The organism is Halosolutus gelatinilyticus (assembly GCF_023028105.1).
GTDB lineage: Archaea > Halobacteriota > Halobacteria > Halobacteriales > Natrialbaceae > Halosolutus > Halosolutus gelatinilyticus.
Genome location: NZ_CP095491.1, coordinates 3,395,159 through 3,416,088 on the forward strand (window position 1 = coordinate 3,395,159; position 20,930 = coordinate 3,416,088).

Consider the following 20,930-nt stretch of genomic DNA (forward strand, 5'->3'; position numbering starts at 1 on the left):
GGTGCGGTCCGCGCCACGGTATTCGAGCGCGGTCGGTCCCCGAAGCGTCGGCGTTATACGTCCGAGGCCATAATGTGGGCCAATGAGCCAGGAGCCGGAGTACAGCGAGGGGGACCTCAGGAACACGGGAATGCGTCTCAAGCACGATCGCGAGTGGGACTACGAACTCGAACAGATCGTCGACGCGATCGAGGAGCGAGACGCCGCGAAGGTCGGGCTCCAGTTCCCCGAGGGGCTGAAGCGACGGGGGCCGGCCGTCGCCGACGATCTCCGGGAACTGACCGACGACGTGACGTTCATGCTCTCGGGCCAGCCGTGCTACGGGGCCTGCGACCTCGACACCTACCTGATGAAACGTACCGACGTGTTCGTCCACTTCGGCCACTCGCCGATGAAGGACACGGACAAGGTGATCTACGTCCCCCTGTTCTCGAACGTCGACGTCACGCCGATCATGAAGGAGGCACTCGACACCCTCGAACCGCCCGAAGAGACCGGCGGCGTCGGCCTCGTCACCACGGCCCAGCACATGAACCGCTACGAGGAGATGCGGGAGTTCCTCGAAGAACGGGGCTACGAAGTTCACAGCCGTCGCGGCGACGATCGGCTGACCCACGAGGGGCAGGTGCTCGGGTGCAACTACGCGAGCGCGGACGTGCCCGCGGATCAGGTCCTCTACGTCGGCGGCGGGAAGTTCCACCCGCTCGGGCTGGCGATGGAACACCCCGACAAGCACGTCGTCATCGCCGATCCGGTCAACAACGTCGTCACCGTCGCCGACACGGAGAAGTTCCTGAAACAGCGCTACGGCGCCGTCCACCGGGCGATGGACGCCGAGAAGTGGGGCGTGATCTTCTGCACCAAGATCGGGCAGGGCCGCTGGGAGACCGCCCAGGAGATCCTCGCGGACAACGACGACGCCTACCTCATCACGATGGACGAGGTGACGCCCGATCGCCTGCGGAACTTCGACATGGACGCGTTCGTCAACACCGGCTGTCCGCGGATTACGACCGACGACGGTCCGCGATTCCACAAGCCGATGCTCACGCCGGGCGAGTACCGGATCGCCGTGGGCGACGAACCGCTCGACAGCCTCTCGTTCGACACCTTCCACGGCACCTGGTAAGCGACGTCGAGAACCCGCGTCACGATTCGCTGAGTTTCGTCGCGAAGTGACGGTCGTTCGAGTATGAGATTGTGTCCTTTTACACGAAACCGAATATCGAACGGGTGGAAAAACAGAGATATTAATTCAATTATCCTATTCTTCCCAGTAACTGATGGATGATCCCAAACTTCTTTGGAGGAGTACTTTTGCCCGAACCGACCCGAGCAGTAGTCGATGACTAACTCGGAAATCGCGGACCGATCGGCGCAGTCCCTGAACACGGTGTATCGGGCCATGGCGTCCCCCCGACGGCGCGAAATCGTTCGTTTCGTCGCCGAACGGTCACCGGCCCCGGTCGGGAAAGACGAGCTTAGTCGCCGGGTCGCAGCGGTACTGACTGATAGCCGTACCGACGACGATCGGCGCGTCAGGGTCGAACTCCACCACCGCGACCTACCGGCGCTGAAGAACGCCGGCGTAATCGCGGAGACCGACGATGGAGGCGTCGTCGCCACCGACCACTGGGCGTTCGAGACGACGGCCCTCACAAAAACCTTCGCCGACGAACCGCCCGGCGAGCTCGATGCGGTGTTCGGGGCGATCGCCGACGAACGGCGGCGCGCGATCCTGTGTACGCTCGAAGCCCGAGATCAGCCCGTCTCGACGCAAGCACTCGCGAGGGCGGTCGCAGAACGCGAGACCGGGGCCGCTCCGGATTCGATCCCGGCCGACCGCGTCGATCGAGTGCTCGCTTCGCTCGTTCACGTCCACCTCCCGGCGCTCGCCGACGCTGACCTCGTCGCGTACGATATCGACGAGTCCCGCGTCGCCTACGAGGGCCACCCCATGCTCCGCGACGAGTGGCCTGGTCTGGACGATCCCGAAGCGCACGATCGCTTGCGCGCGTCGCGCAACGCGATGACGGCGCTCGTCGCGCGAGTTGCGGGTTTCGCGCGATCCGGCGACTGAAGAACGAAGCGTCCACCGGTGCTCGCGCCCGCCGCGATTCGTCGCTCGATCGGTAACAACAACACTTACGCGGTCGCTGTACGCACTCCCCGGTATGACGCAGATCCAGAGCGACTGGGGAGACTGGTTGGTTCGCGACGTCGAAGACGCCGACCCGGACGGGGTGGCGATCTGGTACCTCGGCTGCAACGGCTTCGTGCTGAAAGGACGCGAGGGGACGACGATCTTCATCGATCCGTACGTCGGACTCGGCGATCCGCCACGGACCGTCCGGATGATCCCCGTGCCGTTCGACCCGGCCGACGTCGCCGAGGCGGACGCCGTGCTCGCGACGCACGAACACACCGATCACGTCGACGGCCCGAGCCAGGGACCACTCCTCGCGAACGCGGGCGCAACCCTCTACGCCCCCGACGATAGCCTCGCGGTCGCGCGCGAAGAACACTGGACCGACGAGTGGGACGTCGGCGAGGACCAGTTCGCCGACGTCGCCGAAGGCGATACCGTCGAGATCGGGGAGTTCACGCTCCACGTCGAGGACGCGTTCGACCCCGACGCCACCCACCCGGTGAGCTACGTACTCGAACACGACGCCGGGACGTTCTTCCACGGCGGCGACACCAAACCGTCCGACGAGTTCGAACGTATCGGCGAGCAGTACGACATCGATCTCGGCGTCCTCGCGTTCGGAACCGTGGGACGGATTCCGGACAAGGAAACTCGGGAACCCGAGCGAACCCGCTGGTACAACGACGAAAACCAGATCGTCGAGGCCGCCGCCGACCTGCGGCTCGATCGACTCCTTCCGAGTCACTGGGACATGTGGCGCGGGCTCACCTCGGATCCGAAAGTGCTCCACCACCACGCGAAGTCATTCGAGTACCCGCGCCGACTCGAGGTCGTCGAGATCGGCGATCGCGTCGATCTCTAGGGGCTCGAAGGGGAACCGTTCCGAATTCGAGATCCTCCGTACAATTTATAGTAGTGGTATGGTAACGTTGGGTTCATGAGTAGCACCGCCGACACGGACGACGTGATCGAGGTCAGCGCCGATGGGTTGACGGTCCGGAAAACCTTCACGGCGGATGAGTTTCCCGTCCCTGCGATCCGGTTCGAGATCCACTCGGATCACGACGACGACGTCAGGTTCCGACTCTCCGAAGATATCCCCGAATCGTTTCCGATGGACAGGGTGGGGTTCCACCCGGACTACTACAGCGAGGACTGGACCGCGTTCCAGGACAACCACGTCGAGTTCACCGGCACGATCGAGCCGGACGGGGAACTCGTCACGGTGTACGGCATCCGGATCGACGACGAAAGCGAGGCGACGGAGTTCCTCGCAGACCCGGCGATCGTCGAAGTCGACCCGGGCGAGGAGAGCGGTTCGGACGCCGACGAGGTCGACGACGACGTCATCGGCAGCATCGTCTCCGACGATCGGAACCAGCCCGTAAAGGACATGCTCTCTGGTGAGTCAACCACAGTTCCGGGTCTCGAGGACGACCCGAGAGACGACGAGCCGACTGGAGCCGATAGCGACGAGTCCGCCCTCGGAGACGCGGACGGGGAACTCGATCTCGATCTCAGCGACGTCGATCCCGAACCCGAACCGGTGGACGCCGCGGATGACGGCGAGGCGGACGACGAGACGCCGGACATCGATCTCGGGTTCGACGACGACGAGATTCCGGAACCCGGCGACGATCCGGCGGACGCTGGCGACGATGATGACGCCGGATCGGACGGCGTCGAAATCGATCTCGAATTCGACGAGTCGGACGCCCACGACGTCGACGAGACGGGTTCGGAGGAGGCCGACGAGTCGATCGATCTCGAAGCGGACGACACTCACGACGCCGTCGGCGACGAGTCGCCCGAGGACGAGATCGACGAACCCGAGATCGACCTCGATCTCGAAGCGGCAGCGGCCGACGTCGACGAACCGGAGACGGACGCGGAGGAAGTCGACGGATCGAGCCACCCCGAGGCGGACCCGGACGCCGCGTCCGAGCAGGAGCCCGAACAGACGGTCACGATCGACGTCGGCGGTACGGAACCGGAGTCTGACGGGGCGTCCGACGCCGAATCCGGCGACGGCGCGCACCCGGATGCGAACGAGACGGATACCGACGTCGAGGAATCCGACCTCGCGATCGACGACGAATCGGCGCCCGCCCCCGACTCGGCCGAATCGATCGCCGCGCGTCTCGCCGCGGAGCTCCGAAACGACGAGGTCGACGACGACGATCTCGAGGTGCTCCGAGCCGAGCTCGAGGTCGAACTCACCGGGTCCGACGTGGCGAAGGTCGATCACCTCCAGTCGCGGATCGAGGAGGTCGCCGCGTACACCGACGCGCTCGAGGCGTTTCTCGACGAACACGGTACCGGCGACCAGTTGATCGAGGAGTTCAAGGAGCGACTCGCCGATTTCGAATCCGACCTCGGCGCGATGGACGAGCGCCTCACCGACACCGAAGACCACGTTCTCGACGTCGAGACCGATCTCGTCGACCGGGCCGATACCATCGAAACCGATCTCGAAGACGTCGCGGACGACGTCGCGACGATCGACGACGACGTCGACGACCTCGAAGGCGACGTGGATACCCTCGAAACCGACGTGAACGACCTCGACGAGAACGTCGACGAACTGGGATCCGACCTCGACGATCTCGAGGGCGAACTGGAGGCGGTTCGCGAGGACGTCACCGACATTCAGTCCTGGCGCGATCAGCTCGGGTCGATGTTCTCCGACAGCTGAGCCGGTTCGCGAAACGCAACTCGTTTATCCGTCGCCTGTCGATGACTGACCGATGGGCGAGACGATTCCGATCGCAATTCCGCGGAAGGGGCGGCCGCTCGAGTCAGTGTTTGACCGCCTCGCGGGGCGACTCGACGTTTCCGCTCTCGCGGACGACGTCACTTCGACGCTCCGACACGAAAAGGCGCTTACGAAGGGGACGGTCTCCCCCGACGAGGAGGACGTCTACCATCGTCTCGCCGCCTACAGCGCCGTCGACGATCCCACCGAACCGGAGTACACGCTCGTACGCGACGCCAGGGCCGGAAAGCCCCGGCGGATCGTCTTCGACAGCGTGACGATCCCGATCGGCGGCGTCGACGGCGTTCCCGACGGCACCGAGATCCAGTTGATCGGGCGCGAGGAGCCCTTTCGCGCGCTTCGCACGCACGAGTTCGCGCTCGGATTCGACAGCGCCGACCTCGTCCTCGAAGAGGTCGTCGAACTCCGACCGGAACCGCTCGATCGGATCGCGGACGTCAACGCTCGGATCAACCCCGCGGACACGGACGTGCGCGTGGTGACGGGACTCGGCGACACGGTGTATCACACCCTGATGGCCACCCCCGAAACGGTGCCCGCGTCGACGTCGCTCGATCGATCGTTCCTCGAGTCCTACGAGGGGCCGCTTTGCATCGAGCCGCGGTACGAGCGGCTCGTTCAAGCCGTGCTCGGAACCCGAACGCTCGACGGCGTCTCGTTCGAGTACCCGCCGGAAGGGACGGAAGAGGAAGCCGCGATCGCCGACGCCGGCGCGGGCGTCTACCTGACGATGACCGGATCGACCGCTCGCGAACACGGGCTGATACTCGGCGAGCAACTCTTCCCGAGCGAGACCGTCCTGCTTGAGAGTACGCCGGAAGTCACGGAGTCGATCGCCGCGGTTCGATCGCTGCTCGCGAACGGGACCGAAGAGACGGAACTCGCGGTCGAGCTGTGAGCGATCGCCGGCCGGGTGAACCCGTCCCGTCCTCAATCGCCGCCGCAAACCTGCTCGAACGGTAGTCGCCGATTCTCGGGTTCCTCGTTACCCGCAGACGCTCCTCTCTGCTCGATCGAGTACCGAACGAAACGCCAAGATCCGAACAAACCGGAACGATGCGGAGCCGAACCGCCGGGAATCGGCCTTGGCGTGTCCGGCTCTACCCCGAAGTTAGATATATCGGAATATGGTTTATCGGTCCGATATCGGACGGGCTCGTTTTCGAACGAGACGGAACAGCGTCTGAAATCACCCAGTAATCAGGTCTCGCACGGTCGATCGACGGGTCGTCGAACCCGTAGAGAAACACGTTCTCTCGGAGCGCGAATCGTTACTCCGCCAGGGAGTAGATGTGTTCGAGATAGGTCTCGCGAACCCGATCGCCCCAGTTGTGGGTGTAGGTGTCGATCACGTCGCTCGCAACGTCGCCGCGGAGGTACTGGACGATCCCGCGATCGCCGGTCCGATCCCGGAGATGGGTCGTGAAGAAGTGCCGGAAGTAGTGTGGCGTCACGTTCTCGGACGCGCCGCCGCCGGTTCTGTACCAGCCGGCGTCCCTGGCGTACATTTCGACGGTGTGATGGACGATATTAGGCGTTAGCCGTCGGCCCCACCGATCCGCCGTTCCGAGAAATAGCGGATCGGCCGATCGACCCGATTTTGGCGGCCGATCGGGACGAATCGCGAGCCAGCGGACGAGCGCGTCCTTCAGTTCGTCGTCGATCGGAATGACAGTCTCTCGCTTTCGCTTGTTCGAGGCCTGACGGCGCTCACCGCCCGACTCGCGGCCGTAGGTGTGCTCCGACGAGACGAACAGCGAGTCCGGTCGCCCGGCGATGTGAGCGCGGGGCTGTCGCGTCTGGGCCTCGTGGTCGAGGTTGAGATCGATCAGGTCGAGATTGCACAGTTCGCCGGCTCGGATACCGGTTTTCAGCAGCGTGACGACGAGGGCGTGATGTAGCGGGTGGCGGATACCCGCGACGAACGATCGCATTTCCGGGAGCGTGATATCCCGTCGCGTCGGGTTCGCCTCGATCGACTCGGTCATCTCTTCGAGCACGACCGTCATCGGGTTCTCGTCCGCGTGGCCGACCCGCTCTAAGTAGCCGTAAAACCGGTTGAGATACGACGCGTAGGTCGCGACGGTACTCTCCGAGTGAGTCGAGCGAAGCTCGTGGATGTAGGCCATACAGTCCCGGTAACTCGCCTCCGCCGGCGCTTCGTCGAAGCGCTCCTCGAGGAACGCCTCGTAGTCGGTCAGCACCCGTTCATAGGCGGCTGCCGTCCGTTCGTTCCGGCCGTGGTGCTCGATGTCCTGGAGGAAGTACTCGACCGCATGAGTCCGCTGTGCGCCTTCACTCATCGTTCGTGAGCACGTATCCGCCGTCTCGGCCGCTGTACCGGACCAGGTTCTCGTCCTGGAGCCGCTGGAGCGTTGCGTCGAGTTCGTCTTCGACGTCGTCGATCAGCGCGTCGACGAGGTCGTCCCAGCCGAGTGCACCCCGTCGATCGAGCACGGCGAGGATTCGGTCGTCGAACTCGTCGTCGCCGTCGGGCTCCGGCGCCGATTCTGTCCGGGTCGACTCGCCCGCAGACGGAACCTCGAACTCCCGGCGTCCGGCCTGGACCATCGTCCGAACGAACTCGCTCTGGCTCATCTCGAGTTCGTCGGCGTGCTCGCGCCAGTGCTCTTTCTGGTATCGCGGGACGTACGTCTTCACCGCGACTCGATCGTCGTCGGTCATACGAACGTCCACGCAGTCGAGACACTTCACTGTATCCCACATTCACAAATAAGGGCATTTATTTCGCTGGATGGGCCTGCATATCCCGCCCGGTTAATACATTATTTGTGTATCTATCACCATCAAACCGCCATTTTCAGTACTATAGAGGGATATAATCAATTCCCACGGCAGCGTTCGACCAGCCTCCCGAAACGAGATCTCTCGGCGGATGGTGTCATCTGGTTACACTCTTTTCCCGTACGGCCTGCCCATGATGTAGGAAGATAGACACCTACGGTAGGCCAATACCGCAATAGTTGACAGGAGTGCTATAGATCTCCGCACCCGTTTTCGGCGGCCACACCCTAGGGGTTACGGCCGGAAAACGGGGTAGTCGAATTCGACTCCCGGGGAGCCGAACGTGTCATATAGATATTACGAACGCCGCGTCCATCACTCGATCTTCGGATCAATCGCCGCTACCGTCGAACCGATTCCTTCGAACCGACCCATCGTCCGACCCCGGATCTGGGGCCGACCGAGGCGTCGGTACCGACCGTCAGATCCGGCTCTGTTGTTCGCCGATTTCCTCCGTCGCGTCGGATCGGACCGATCGATCGGTGCCAGGCGAGACTGCGGGCTCTCTTCGTTCGTCTCGGTCGATGGTACTCGTATCGATGCCCACGTGAACGTCCGATGGGTGTTTGCAGGATGACGCCCTGACGTCGCCGGTTATCGTATCGGTTCCGACTCCGACGATGTGGCTGTAGACGGTTGCACCCTGAAATCCGTGCTCTGTCCTTCGTGCGTGACCACATCTTTCCTATCAGCAGGTTCAGAACGCCTTCACGCTGTGGGGCTCGTCATATCGATACTATGGGCCACCTTGCCGTCGACGCGATCGTCCACCGCCTGCGGCGCTTCGGGGGATCCGTAACGTTCGTCCGCGAAACGCGAGTGCCCGTTCGAGATCCGGTGAACGGGCGTAACCTGCGATCGACGTGATCGAGAACCCACCGAATACGGACGGAAACGACGACCGGCGACCGATCACGGTCCGTTCGAAGTACTCCACCTCGCCAATTCCGGAGAGAGGTACTCTCACCTGGAATAGTAATTCAGGACGTGTTCGGCCGAGATCGGACTGGTAAATCTCATATTGCTATATCCAAACGGGGAGTTCCGAACTCGCAGATCCGGTCCGCCGACTGAGAGTTTCGGTTCACCGGATGGTCGCTAGGAGCGTATGAGAACAGTTCAAGCCGTCTCGGTAACTATCCTTGAGCGAAATCCCCGACGATGACCGATACGAAGCCCCCGTCGATTCCAGACGAGACGTACGAGGAACTCATCTGGGCGACGTTCGTCGCACTGTCGAAGAACGGTTACACGAACGTGAGAGTCAGGCACATCGACGACGAGTTCGAAAAGAGTCGGCAGCTGATCAACCACTACTTCGACGGGAAGGACGAACTGATAACGGAACTCCTCTCGTTCCTCATCGAATACGGCGACGATCACTTCGATCACGATCCGGACGCCGATCCGTTGACGAAGTTGAACCACGAGATCGATTTGATTCTCCTGGGATCGGGAATGGACGAAGTCGACTTCTGGGTGTTCATGACCCCGATCTACGAGATCATGTCGCAGGCGCACCACAATCCGGACCATCAAGAACAGCTCGATCGACTGTACACCAAATTCGTCGAACGGATACGCGACATCATTCAGGAGGGAATCGACCGAGGGGAGTTTGAGGAGATCGACCCGGTTCGGACGGCGAACTTCATCGACGACCTCGTCACCGGCGCACACGTGAAGAAGATCTTCCTGGGGCACGACGACGCGCCCGCCGAGACGCGAGCGATGATCGATCGGATCGTCATCCCGCAGTTGGTCCGATCGCCGGAGGATCGGTCGCCGAGCTAGCGGTTAGGGGTTCACGGAGTTCTGGAGGACGATTGCATGCGAGAGGGGCGCGGAATCGTCCGGTGGAACAGCTAGACGCGTGCTGGCAGCGTTCGTGCCAGCATCGAGCAGCTCGCGGTCTCGATAGGAGAGCTTATGCTGTTTGCCATCTGGAAAATAAACGATCAACCGTGCCAGCAATACAGACGAGCGCGCTCGCCCGGCAGTTCGGCGACGTCACGGCCGTCGAGTCGCTCGATTTAACCGTCCACGACGGCGAAATCTACGGCTTTCTCGGCCCGAACGGCGCCGGGAAGTCGACGACCATCAACATGCTACTCGGGTTCATTCCGCCGTCGTCGGGAACGGGAACGGTCGTTGGATACGACATCGAACGCGAGTCCGTCAACGTTCGCCAATCGATCGGGATCCTCCCCGAGAACTTCGGGATGTACGGGCGGCTGACCGCCCGCAAACACGTTCAGTTCGCCATCAACACGAAGGGGACGGACGACGACCCCGACGCCCTCCTCGAGCGGGTCGGCATGACCGACGCGGCCGACCGGAAGACCGGCGGCTTCTCGACCGGCATGCGACAGCGCGTCGCCCTTGCAATGGCGCTCGTCGGCGAACCCGAACTCCTCATCCTCGACGAGCCCTCCTCTGGCCTCGACCCGAACGGCGCCAGGGAGATGCGCGAGATCATCCGCGAGGAGAACGAGCGCGGCGCGACGGTGTTCTTCTCGAGTCACATCATGGAGCAGGTCGAGGCCATCTGCGATCGCGTGGGGATCATGCGATCCGGTCGACTCGTCGCCGAAGACACCATCGGCGCGCTGAAAAAGCAGTTCGACGCGGACTCCCGACTGACCGTCACCGTTGACGCCGTCAACGACGACCTCGTCCCCGCCCTCGAAGCGCTCGACGGCGTCGCCGATGTGTTCGTCGACGGCACCGAGATCTCGGCGGCGCTCGCCGACTCGAGGCGGAAGGCGGTGATCATCAACGCCGTCGAGGAGACCGGTGCGGTGGTCACGGACATCACGAGCCAGGAGCCGTCCCTCGAGGACCTCTTCGCCGCCTACACGCGCGACGATCGGTCGGAGGCGGCGAGTGAACCGAAACCCGCGGCGACCCCGGAGGGATCGGACGCATGAGCTGGGCACACATCGCCCGCAAGGACTTCGAAGACGCGGTTCGCTCGAAGGTGTTCTGGGCGCTATCCGCGCTGACGGTCCTGATCGTGGCGGGCATCTCGGCGATTCCGAACCTCATTCACGTTCCCGGCCAGGGGCCCGCTCCGGGATTCGACGATGCGATGAGCTTCATGTTCACGTGGATCGTGCTGATGGCCTCGATCATCGGGCTGGTCGTCGGGTATCAGTCGATCGTCAAGGAACGCGAGTCGGGAAGCATCCGCTTCCTGCTCGGCTTGCCGAACACCCGCTTCGACGTTGTCGCCGGCAAAGTGGTAGGACGGACCGCCGTCGTCACCGTTTCGACGGTGATCGGCTTCCTGGTCGGTGCGGTCGTGATCGTTGCGCTCTACGACGGGTTCGACGCCGCCGATTACGTCGGACTCCTGGCGCTGACGATCATCACGGGGCTGGTGTACGTGTCGGTCGCCGTCGGCGTGTCCGCGTCGGTCAGCACGCGCTCGAAAGCCGTCGCCGGTGTCCTCGGCATCTACATCGTCTTCGATTGGCTCTGGACGTTGGTTCCGATGGCGATCTATCGGCTTCTCGAGGGGGAGTTCCCCGGCGCGACCGGGCTCCCGACGTGGTACGTACTCGTCGAGCGGTTCGGCATCTGGGAACCGATCGGCGCGATATCCTGGACGCTCGTCGACATCGGCGGCGTCGAGCCGGTTCCGACGGCCGATCGCCTCGCCGGCGACGTTCCGTTCTACCTCGAGACCTGGTTCGCCTGGGTGTTCGTCGTCGCGTGGATCGTGCTCCCGCTCGGCATCGGCTACTACCGATTCAGCCGGGCCAAGCTGAGCTAACGCCCCGGCTCGCCGTCCGTCCTCGATCGTTCGACTCGATTTTCCCGATGCTCGACGCGGTCGATGATCGGAACGACCGCCGCGAGCGGAACCAACGGTGTTACAAGTGGGAGCGGGAGTGGAAGAGCGTCAAACCGATACCGAAGCGAGAAGAACGGCCGGCCAGAGACTACTGCGTCGTCGCTTTGACGTCTCGTACCTGGTACAGGTCTTCTTGCAGCCCGGTGCCGTCGCAGCCTTCGTTCGGACATTCGTAATGCCACCCGTCCTGCGTCGCGTCGCGTTCGCGAAATCGATCGCCACATACCTGACAGAAAAGCTGTCCCTTTTTGCACGTATCTCGGTGTAACTCGAGGGCGAGCTCGGTCTGGAATGACTGGTTACAGTTGCGACAGGTGTGCATATTTCGTCTGACGACACCCTCCTTCAAAACTGCTTGGGTTCTTTTATTCCGCGCTGAGTGGCACTGATTCGGCGCTACTGCCCCGATTTAGGATCAACATTCCGGCAAGAAAGAACCACAGTATTTCCAGTTTACTCGAAACCGTGTTCTACGTTTCCTGTCAGAACTGGGTCGATCGAGAGCGCGGAACCGTCGTCATCGAACCAGTGTCAAAACGGTGGTAGGTGTTCGACGGAGTGGGTCGGCTATCGGGTCAATCGGCAGTCGATGGAGTAGCGATCGGCGGCGACGATCAGTCGTCCCGGCCGAGGATGCCGCGCTCGGTCATCTTCCGGGGGTCGAGCACCTCGTCGGCCTCCGCCTCGGTGAGGTAGTCCTTCTCGATGGCGACCTCGCGGACGGTCTTGCCCTCCTTCAGCGCGGTCTTGGCGACGTCGCTGGCCTTGTCGTAGCCGATGTGGACGTTGAGCGACGTCGCGAGCGCCATCGACTGCTCGACTTCCGTCTCGCAGTGCTCGCGGTTGGCCTCGAGCTTCGCGACGAAGCGCTCGGCGAAGACCCGGCTCGCGTTCGAGATGAGTTCCGCCGACTGGAGGAAATTGTGCGCGAGGACGGGCTTGTAGAGGTTGAGGTCGATCTGGCCCTCGGCGGCGCCGGCGGAGACGGCGGCGTCGTTGCCGACGACCTGCTTGTGGACCTGGTTGACGGCCTCGGCGACGACGGGGTTGATCTTGCCGGGCATGATCGAGGATCCGGGCTGGTTCTCGGGCTGTTCGATCTCGCCCAGGCCGTTCCGCGGACCGGAGGCGAGCAGTCGGAGGTCGTTGGCGATCTTGTTGAGCGATCCCGCGACGACGCGGAGCGCGCCGTGGGCCTCGCTCATCGCGTCGTGGGCTGCCTGGGCCTCGAAGTGGTCGTCGGCTTCGCGGAACTGGACGCCGGTCTCCTTGGTGATGTACTCGGCCGCGCGGCCGGGGAACTCGGGGTGGGTGTTCAGGCCCGTCCCGACGGCGGTGCCGCCGAGGGCGAGTTCCGCGAGGTGCTCGCGAGTCTTATCGACGCGGGCGAGTCCCTTCTCGACCTGAGTGCGGTAGCCGCCGAACTCCTGACCGAGGGTGACGGGCGTGGCGTCCTGGAGGTGCGTCCGGCCCGTCTTGACGACGTCGTCGAACTCCTCTTCTTTCTCCTCGAGCGCCTCGCGAAGCGTGTCGAGAGCCGGCGTAACGTCCTTCTCGACCGCCTCGAGGGAGGCGACGTGCATCGCCGTCGGGATGACGTCGTTGCTCGACTGGCCGTAGTTGACGTGGTCGTTCGGGTGCACCGCTCGATCGCCGATCCCGTGGCCCATGATCTCCGCGGCGCGATTGGCGATGACCTCGTTGGCGTTCATGTTCGACGAGGTGCCGGAGCCGGTCTGGAAGACGTCCACGGGGAACTGATCGTCGTGTTCGCCGGCGATGACCTCGTCTGCGGCCGCGACGATCGCCTCCGCGACGTCCTCCTCGATCAGTCCGAGATCGCGGTTGGCCTGCGCGGCGGCCTTCTTGACGACGCCGAGGGCGCGGACGAACCGCCGGCCGAAGGTGATCCCCGAGATGGGGAAGTTCTGGATGGCGCGCTGGGTCTGTGCGCCCCAGTAGGCGTCCGCCGGGACCTGCATCTCTCCGAGGCTGTCTCGTTCGACTCTGAAGTCCTCGCTCATGTCCTCTGGGTTGGCGATCGGGTGCGTAAAATCCACCGGTCCGCCGCCGGGGATCGATCCGACGCCGACGGCCGCGAGCGACTTTCCGGGTGAGCTCCGGAACGGTGGGAAAACAATTCATTCGAAGGCGAATTAATAACCGAAAACCATTAGGTACTGTCCTCGGTATACGTCAACCGGAGTACAATGACCAAGGGTACGTTCTCTCGGCGAAGACTTCTGAAGGGGGCCGGAATTACTGGAACCGCGAGTCTCGTCGCGCTCGCGGGGTGTACGGGCGGCGGTGACGACGACGGTGACGGGGGCAACGCGCTCGAAGTCCTCCACGGATGGACCGACGGCGACGGTGCCGATGCCGCCGACGCGCTCTTCGGCGCGTTCGAGGACGAACATCCCGACGTCAACCTCGAGGAGAAGCCGATCGCCGGCGGCGGGAACCAGAACCTCGACGATACGGTCAAGAATCGTCTCCAGGGACGCGATCCGCCGAGTTCGTTCGCCGGCTGGCCCGGCGCGAACCTCGAGCAGTACGGGGACGCCGTCGGCGACATCGAGTCCGAGGTCTGGGACGAGGGCAACCTGAAGGACGCCCACGCCGAGGAGGCCGTCGAACTCTGCCAGTACAACGACGGCTTCTCGGCGGTGCCGATCGGCTCCCACCGGATGAACGACCTCTTCTACAACGTCGAGGTCGTCGAAGCGGCGGGCGTGGACCCCGAGTCGATCGACAGCGCCGACGCGTTCATCGACGCGCTGGACGCAGTCCAGTCCGAGACCGACGCGACACCGCTCGCGATGTCGCTCGAGCCGTGGTGTATCCTCCAGACGTGGGCCCAGACGATGCTCGGCGAGCACGGCTACGACGCCTACATGAGCTTCATCGAGGGGAACGGCGACGAGGAGCAGGTGCGATCGACGTTCGAGACGCTCGAGGAGATCCTCGACAACTACATCAACGCCGACGCCGTCACGGTCAACTTCACCGAAGTCAACCAGGACATCATGAGCGGCGACGCCGCGTTCATCCACCAGGGGAACTGGGTCGCCGGTGCGTACATCGCGGAGGAACTCGAGTACGGCGAAGAGTGGGATGCCATCCGGTACCCGGGCACGGAAGACTACTACACCCTCCACATCGACTCGTTCATCTACCCGAGCGACAACCCGAGCCCCGAAGAGACGGCCGCCTGGCTGCGATTCGTCGGCAGCGAGCGGGCGCAGGTCGCGTTCAACCAGTACAAGGGATCGATCCCGACGCGGATGGATACGCCCACCGACGACTTCAACGCCTACCTCACGGACACGATCGACGACTTCAACAACGCCTCCGAGAAGCCGCCGACGCTCGCCCACGGCCTCGCCGTCGACCAGAAAACTCAGCCCGATCTCGAAGGAGTGCTCAGCAACAACTTCGCGGATCCGTACAACGTCGACGACGCGACGAACGGGTTCATGAACGTCTTCTAACCCTCAGTCCATTTTATGAAAGACGTCCTAGAACTACTGCGTAGCGTCCGGCGCGGCCGGGGTACGGGGCGAGGCCGTCCCGAGGGCAGTTCCGACGAGCGCCCGGTCAGAACCGACGGCGGGGCCGTCGACGAGCGATCGACGCTCCGCCGCTGGATCGACAGCGATCTGGTGCAGTCGGCGCCGTTCTGGCTCCCGCCGTTCCTCCTGATGGGCTTTTTCGTCTACGCCGCGATCGGGTGGAACTTCCTGCTCTCGCTGACGGATCACTCTGGGTTTAGCGACCCGGACTACACGAACCTCGGCTTCCACAACTACTGGGCGATGCTGGACGACCCCGAGATGTGGTCGGCAACGCGGAACACGTTCGTCCTACTCGTGGGCTTCACCGTGGCCTGTCTGGTCGTCGGACTCGTGTTGGCGCTGTTGCTCGACCGAGAAATCCGGTTCGGCAGGTCGTTTCGAACGATCTACCTCCTCCCGTTCGCCCTGTCGTTCATCGTCACGGCCCAGTTCTGGCGGTGGATGTACAACTTCGACAACGGCATCATCAACCAGTTCATCGGACTCTTCGGCCTCGGTCCGTACAGCTGGTTGGGGAGTCCGCGGCTCGTGCTGGGATCGGTGATCTTCGCGCTCGTCTGGCAGTTCAGCGGGTACACGATGATCATCTACCTCGCCGCGCTCCGGGCGATCCCGAACGACCAGTACGAAGCCGCGCGGGTCGACGGTGCGAGCGCACTCCGGATGTACTGGCGCGTGATCATCCCGCAGTTGCGGCCCGCGATGGTCAGCGCCTCCGTGGTGCTGATGCTGTTCGCGCTGAAGGCGTTCGACTTCCTGTACGCGATTTCGGGCGGCTACCGACCCCGTCGCGGGGCCGACATCCTGGCGACGAAGATGGTTCGCGAGTCGTTCAGCCGCTCCGAGTGGGCGTACGGCTCGTCGATCGCAATCCTGCTGTTCGTGCTGTCGCTGGCCGTCATCGCGCCGTACCTGTACAACCAATACAAGCGAGGGAACCTATGAGCGAGAAGTCAGTTACGACCGAGACGCCGACGGCGGCGGACGGAACGATCGAGGGGATCGGACTCCGAACGATAGGGTTGTACGCCACGCTGCTCGGCCTGATCGCGTTCTACCTCATCCCGATCGAGTCGGGGCTCGTGACGTCGATCAAGACCTCGGAAGCGCTGCGCGAGACCTGGCCCTTCCTACCGCCGGGACTCAGCGGGATCACGTTCGAGAAGTGGCAGGTAGCCTACGAGTTCCTCGCGCCGGGGATGGTCAACAGCCTCCTGTTTACGATCCCGTCGACGATCCTCTGTGCGATCTTCGGCAGCATGGCCGCCTACGGCCTGACGCTGGTCAAGTGGCGCGGCCAGATCGCCGTCCTCGCGCTGTTCATCGCGGGCATCTTCGTTCCGTACCAGGCGGTGATCGTTCCCCTCTACGAGTTCTGGGCCCAGTGGGCCCAGCTGGACACGCGCCTCGCGTTCCTGTGGGGCCTGCCGCTGCTCGACGAGCACCACGCGACGATCCTCGAACTGATCATCACGCACACGGCGTACGGCATCCCGATCATCACGCTGCTGTTCCGCTCGCAGTACAAGACGATGTCCGAGGAGATGATCGAGGCCGCGAGACTCGACGGCGCGTCGGTCTGGCGGGTCTACCGCCGGATCGTTCTACCGCTGTCGGTCCCGATGTTCGCGGTGGTGTTCATCTTCCAGTTCACCCAGATATGGAACGAGTTCCTGTTCTCGCTGACGATCATCGGGAGCGTCAACAACCCCGCCGCGTCCGCCACCCTGATCCTGTCGGGACTGGGCGAGGCGCTCGAGGGAACCGACTACCCGCTTCGCATGGCGGGGGCGTTCATCACGGCGTTCCCGACGCTGCTCGTCTACGTGCTGTTCGCCGACAAGTTCGCGGAGGGCGTGCGAGTATGACCGATCGACGACCGACTTCACCAAACCGGAGGCTCTGACGATGGCAGAAACGCAACTCCACGACGTAACGAAAGTGTTCACGGACGACGACGGCAGCGATATCGTTGCCGTCGACGAGGTATCGATCGACATCGAGGACGGGGAGTTCCTCGTTCTCGTCGGCCCGTCCGGCTGCGGCAAGTCGACGACGCTGCGGATGATCGCCGGACTCGAGACGATCTCGGGCGGCGAGATTCGCCTCGACGGCCGGGTGATCAACGACGTCCCCCCGAAGAGCCGGGACATCGCGATGGTGTTCCAGTCGTACGCGCTGTACCCGCACATGACCGTCCAGGAGAACATGTCGTTCGGACTCGAGGAATCCACCGTTCTCTCGGACGACGAGATCGCCTCTCGAGTCGAAGAAACCGCCGAGATGATGGGGATCGGCGACCTCCTGGACCGCAAGCCGGGCGAGCTCTCGGGCGGCCAGCAACAGCGGGTCGCGCTCGGTCGGGCGATCGTCCGCGAACCCGCAGTGTTCCTCATGGACGAGCCGCTGTCGAACCTGGACGCGAAACTCCGCGCGCAGATGCGCACCGAACTCCAGCGCCTCCAGGAGGAACTCGGAACGACGACGGTCTACGTCACGCACGACCAGACGGAAGCGATGACCATGGGCGACCGCATCGCAATCCTCAACGACGGCCGGCTCCAGCAAGTCGGGACGCCCCTCGAGTGCTATCACGAGCCGGCGAACACGTTCGTCGCGGACTTCATCGGCGAACCCGCGATGAACTTCTTCGACGTCACGCGTCGCGACGCGGACGAGGGCGCCATCCTCGGCGGCGACCACCTCGAGTACGCCGTCTCGGCCGACGTCGCGGCGGCGCTCGACGGCCGGACCGACTTCGTGCTGGGGGTGCGCCCGGAGGACATCGGCATCGAGGTCGCCGAAGAGGAATCGCGACGAACGGACGGGCGCGTCGTCTCCGCGACGGTCACGGTCGTCGAACCGATGGGCGACGAGAACGTCGTCTACCTCGCGCTCGGCGACGGTGAGAGCGACGCGACGGCCATCGCCACGATCGACGGCATGAGCCGGGTCGAAGCCGGCCAGCGCGTCGTCGCTCACATCCCCGAGGATGCGATCCACGTGTTCGACGCGGAGAGCGGCGAGGCGCTCCACAACCGCCGCGTCGAGAGCACCGAACCGCGAGTACCGAACCTCTGAGCGTCGGTTTCGACGCCGACGGAGATCGCCGGATTCGAGCGACTCGTTTTTCGACGGTCGATCGTCAGGCCGACGGTCACCGCCGTCACGCCGTGTTCGAACAGGACGGTCTCGCGTCGGTGCTCGCGGTCTGAACCGCCGTTATAACCGTCAGCGGACGGACCGGCGGCAGCTACGACGGCGGCCCGGCGGCGGTACGGGCGTAGCCCACGCCGACCGCGCGGGCGCCCGCCACGAGGAGATAGGCGGCGACCGCGGCGGCGACCACGCCGAGGACGTCGCCGCGATCGATCGTCGCGATCGTCAACCACGTCGCGAGGACGGCGAGCGAAAATCCGACCGTCCAGCGAAGGAAGTACCCCGGGTCGGTTACCGCGGGAAGCAGGGCGTCGGCGTCGGCGGCCGCCCGCACCCGTCCGGCCGCGGCGCTCGTGGCGACCGCGGTGGGATAGACGTACGCGCACGCGAGAAAGAAGAACACCGCCGCGGTCGACGAGACGAGCGAGAAGAGGGCCGCGTCGTCTCCGGCCAAGAGCCCCTCGAGTGCCGCCGTCAGCGACCACGCCAGCAGGACGATCGAGGGGGCGAGCACCGCGATCGACAGCGCGAGCGCGCCGAGACCGGGACGGAGCAGCGTCCGAGCGGACGGGCGCGAGTGGCGGTCGGCCGGGACGAGAACGAGCGCCGTCGTTCCGAGGAGGAAAACGAGGCCGACCAGCGCGACGGCCGCGGGGACGAGCGCGACCGACGACGGTGATAGCGCGGCCGCGTACCGAACCCCGACCGCAACCGCGACGACGGTGACGACGCTCCTGAGCAGCGCCGTCCGCCCGAACTCGTCGGCGATCGGGTACCGAAGCGCGTCGACGATCACGTTCGCCCCCGACACGTTCCCGGCAATGGATTGCCCCGTTCCGAGTTCATGTGCGGCGAGAGGGACACTCGAGGCAAAAACGTCGCGGTCTCGGCCGTCACGCCCTGATCGGTCGCGGGCGGGGCGGAATCGGTCACGTGAACTCCACCGAGAGATCCGGGCCGTCGGAGCGAGCGCGCTTTCGAAGCGCCGTTTGAAGCTTCTTCCGTCCCGTCTCGTGGACGTCGCGGGCGTCGTCGAGTTCGATATCGTAGATCGTCGACGCGTCCCAGAAGAACGATCGGGAACTGGCGGTGTCGACGACGACCGACGCCAGCCCGAGGCGGCGCTGGAAGATCGATCGACGGGTGCTCACGGTCTGGATCCGGTAGTACGGGATCACGGTCGTCCGCCGCCGCCAGAAGCCCCGCCGGATCACGAGGTGGTCCTCGCCGACGTAGTAACCCAGGTGGACGTACCGGAGGTGGGCCGCCGGCGGCACCGCCGCGAAGACGATCGCGGCCAGATACCAGCGATTGATCGGCGTCACCTGCGCGACGCCGTAGGCGATCGCGACGATCGTTGCCGCGACCAGCGAGAATCGAACGAGGTACCGTCGTCGTGCGAGCGTCGGCGGGCTGCGAAACGACGGGGCGTCGACGCCGGTGAGGTTTTCGGCGAACCGGTGGATTCGGGACCCTTCGGCCAGCGGCACCGCCGACTGGCTACCGCCGTCGCTGTCGGGACCGTAGCCGGCGGTTTCGACCCACAGGCCGGCGTAGCCGATCAGCCGCTGGAGGGGATTGTCGGTGATCGTGACCGACTGGACCTTCTCGGCGGGGATCGAACCGCTGTAACGCTGGAGCAGCCCGCGCTCGTAGACGAAGTCGTCTCCGACTCGTCCCAATCGGAAGTCGTAGTAGGTGGCGAACGTGTACGCGACGCTGACCGCGTACGTGATCGCGATCCCGTTGACGAACGAGACGAGGGTGAAGACCCCGTAACTTCCGGCGTCGCCGCTCGCGAGATCCGACGGTCCGCCGAACGGTTGTGCGGTGGCCACCAGCAGCTCGACGACCCGATCGGTCGCGAGGAAGAAGAGGAACATGACTGCCGCGACGGCGGCCGGACGGAACGAGGTAAACGAGTACAGGAGGAGTTCGCGCGGCTCGAGCGCGAACAATCGCTGTCGGCGTTCCCGCTCACGATCGAACGATCGCTCCCGCCGGTCCGGCTCCGCGGGGCTCGCCGCGTCGTCCGGTTCGGCGATCGATCGATCGCGAGCCGCGTCTGCCCCGGCCGTCGCCTCGTCGGTGGTCGGCTCCGACTCGATCGCGTCGGCTTCCTCGGGATCCGAGTCCGTCGTTCGGCTCCGGCGGCGATCTTTCACCTCGGCGGTGCGTCGGCGAATCTCGCGCTGGAGACGCGAGGCTTCCTCCTCGCTGACGAAGTTCAGGGTCGCCTCGGTGTCGCCGCCGCCCGCCGTCTCGATCGAGACGACGGCGAGGCCGAGCAGCCGCTGGACGACGCCCTGCGTGACGTCGACGTTCTGGATGCGGCGGTAGGGAATCTCGCGGGAGCGACGCGAGAGCACGCCGGAAGCGACGTCGACCGTAGTCGACGTGACCTCGTACTCGAACCGGTAGTAGTGCGCGATCCCGTAGGCGACGCCGACGATCAGCCCGATCGGGGCCAGCCAGAACACCCAGCCGATGTCGATGAAGTCGAACACGCTCGACAGCATCATCACGACGAAAAACGGAACGGAAAAGCCGGTAACGCCGCGCTGGAGGGCCATCATCGCCGCGCTGAGTGGATGGAGTCGGTTCATG

At 64.3% G+C, this 20,930-nt stretch carries 18 protein-coding genes; 12 read left to right on the top strand and 6 right to left on the bottom strand.

What is annotated here, in order from left to right; all coding sequences use genetic code 11:
* Window positions 1–82 precede the first annotated feature (82 nt).
* From dph2 to MUH00_RS16700, 5 genes are all read left to right on the top strand, one after another.
* Window positions 83–1,129: a diphthamide biosynthesis enzyme Dph2 gene (dph2, locus tag MUH00_RS16680; protein WP_247000508.1), complete on the top strand. Its 1,047-nt coding sequence runs from the start codon at window positions 83–85 to the stop codon at window positions 1,127–1,129.
* A 216-nt stretch (window positions 1,130–1,345) separates the two neighbouring features.
* Window positions 1,346–2,080, top strand: coding sequence for a DUF7344 domain-containing protein (locus MUH00_RS16685; protein ID WP_247000509.1), 735 nt, complete (start codon window positions 1,346–1,348; stop codon window positions 2,078–2,080).
* Window positions 2,081–2,174: 94 nt separating this feature from the next.
* The gene (locus MUH00_RS16690; protein ID WP_247000510.1) at window positions 2,175–3,011 is read left to right on the top strand and encodes an MBL fold metallo-hydrolase; all 837 of its coding nucleotides are present in this window, start codon (window positions 2,175–2,177) and stop codon (window positions 3,009–3,011) included.
* Between the two features lie 75 nt (window positions 3,012–3,086).
* The gene (locus MUH00_RS16695; RefSeq protein WP_247000511.1) at window positions 3,087–4,844 is read left to right on the top strand and encodes a midas domain-containing protein; all 1,758 of its coding nucleotides are present in this window, start codon (window positions 3,087–3,089) and stop codon (window positions 4,842–4,844) included.
* A gap of 52 nt (window positions 4,845–4,896) precedes the next feature.
* Entirely contained in the window at window positions 4,897–5,823 is a 927-nt protein-coding gene (locus tag MUH00_RS16700) for a phosphoribosyltransferase HisG-related protein (protein ID WP_247000513.1), read from the top strand.
* Window positions 5,824–6,196: 373 nt separating this feature from the next.
* Here MUH00_RS16700 and MUH00_RS16705 read toward each other — a convergent pair whose 3' ends face one another.
* Entirely contained in the window at window positions 6,197–7,228 is a 1,032-nt protein-coding gene (locus MUH00_RS16705; protein WP_247000514.1) for a tyrosine-type recombinase/integrase, read from the bottom strand.
* A complete protein-coding gene (locus MUH00_RS16710) occupies window positions 7,221–7,610 on the bottom strand; it encodes a DUF5805 domain-containing protein (protein ID WP_247000515.1) in 390 nt (129 codons plus the stop codon). Before MUH00_RS16710 ends, MUH00_RS16705 begins: the two co-directional genes overlap by 8 nt.
* A 1,281-nt stretch (window positions 7,611–8,891) precedes the next feature.
* Between MUH00_RS16710 and MUH00_RS16715 the strand changes: the two genes are divergently transcribed.
* The 3 genes from MUH00_RS16715 (at window position 8,892) to MUH00_RS16725 (ending at window position 11,508) form a co-directional block, all read left to right on the top strand.
* Window positions 8,892–9,524 (top strand): TetR/AcrR family transcriptional regulator, encoded by a 633-nt coding sequence (locus MUH00_RS16715; protein ID WP_247000516.1) that lies wholly within the window; start codon window positions 8,892–8,894, stop codon window positions 9,522–9,524.
* A 170-nt stretch (window positions 9,525–9,694) separates the two neighbouring features.
* On the top strand, window positions 9,695–10,660 hold the full coding sequence (locus MUH00_RS16720; RefSeq protein WP_247000518.1) for an ABC transporter ATP-binding protein: 966 nt from the start codon (window positions 9,695–9,697) through the stop codon (window positions 10,658–10,660).
* Window positions 10,657–11,508, top strand: coding sequence for an ABC transporter permease subunit (locus MUH00_RS16725; RefSeq protein ID WP_247000521.1), 852 nt, complete (start codon window positions 10,657–10,659; stop codon window positions 11,506–11,508). The genes MUH00_RS16720 and MUH00_RS16725 overlap by 4 nt, the downstream gene beginning before the upstream one ends.
* A gap of 169 nt (window positions 11,509–11,677) precedes the next feature.
* On the opposite strand, the gene MUH00_RS16730 is transcribed toward MUH00_RS16725, so the two are convergent.
* Entirely contained in the window at window positions 11,678–11,911 is a 234-nt protein-coding gene (locus MUH00_RS16730; protein WP_247000522.1) for a transcriptional regulator, read from the bottom strand.
* 292 nt (window positions 11,912–12,203) lie between these two features.
* The gene (locus MUH00_RS16735) at window positions 12,204–13,613 is read right to left on the bottom strand and encodes a class II fumarate hydratase (protein ID WP_247000525.1); all 1,410 of its coding nucleotides are present in this window, start codon (window positions 13,611–13,613) and stop codon (window positions 12,204–12,206) included.
* A 186-nt stretch (window positions 13,614–13,799) separates the two neighbouring features.
* On the opposite strand from MUH00_RS16735, the gene MUH00_RS16740 reads away from it, so the two are divergent.
* Genes MUH00_RS16740 through MUH00_RS16755 form a run of 4 tightly spaced genes read left to right on the top strand, consistent with a single transcriptional unit; the run spans window position 13,800 to window position 18,245 of the window.
* Entirely contained in the window at window positions 13,800–15,080 is a 1,281-nt protein-coding gene (locus tag MUH00_RS16740) for an ABC transporter substrate-binding protein (RefSeq protein WP_247000527.1), read from the top strand.
* A 15-nt stretch (window positions 15,081–15,095) separates the two neighbouring features.
* Complete coding sequence (locus MUH00_RS16745) at window positions 15,096–16,109, top strand: carbohydrate ABC transporter permease (RefSeq protein ID WP_247000529.1); 1,014 nt, start codon at window positions 15,096–15,098, stop codon at window positions 16,107–16,109.
* Entirely contained in the window at window positions 16,106–17,032 is a 927-nt protein-coding gene (locus MUH00_RS16750; protein ID WP_247000531.1) for a carbohydrate ABC transporter permease, read from the top strand. The genes MUH00_RS16745 and MUH00_RS16750 overlap by 4 nt, the downstream gene beginning before the upstream one ends.
* A gap of 40 nt (window positions 17,033–17,072) precedes the next feature.
* Complete coding sequence (locus MUH00_RS16755) at window positions 17,073–18,245, top strand: ABC transporter ATP-binding protein (RefSeq protein WP_247000533.1); 1,173 nt, start codon at window positions 17,073–17,075, stop codon at window positions 18,243–18,245.
* A gap of 172 nt (window positions 18,246–18,417) precedes the next feature.
* Here the strand turns inward: MUH00_RS16755 and MUH00_RS16760 are convergent, their stop codons facing one another.
* Both MUH00_RS16760 and MUH00_RS16765 read right to left on the bottom strand, forming a co-directional pair.
* The gene (locus MUH00_RS16760) at window positions 18,418–19,119 is read right to left on the bottom strand and encodes a hypothetical protein (protein ID WP_247000535.1); all 702 of its coding nucleotides are present in this window, start codon (window positions 19,117–19,119) and stop codon (window positions 18,418–18,420) included.
* 133 nt (window positions 19,120–19,252) lie between these two features.
* On the bottom strand, window positions 19,253–20,929 hold the full coding sequence (locus tag MUH00_RS16765) for a PH domain-containing protein (protein WP_247000537.1): 1,677 nt from the start codon (window positions 20,927–20,929) through the stop codon (window positions 19,253–19,255).
* Between the last annotated feature and the right edge of the window lies 1 nt (window position 20,930).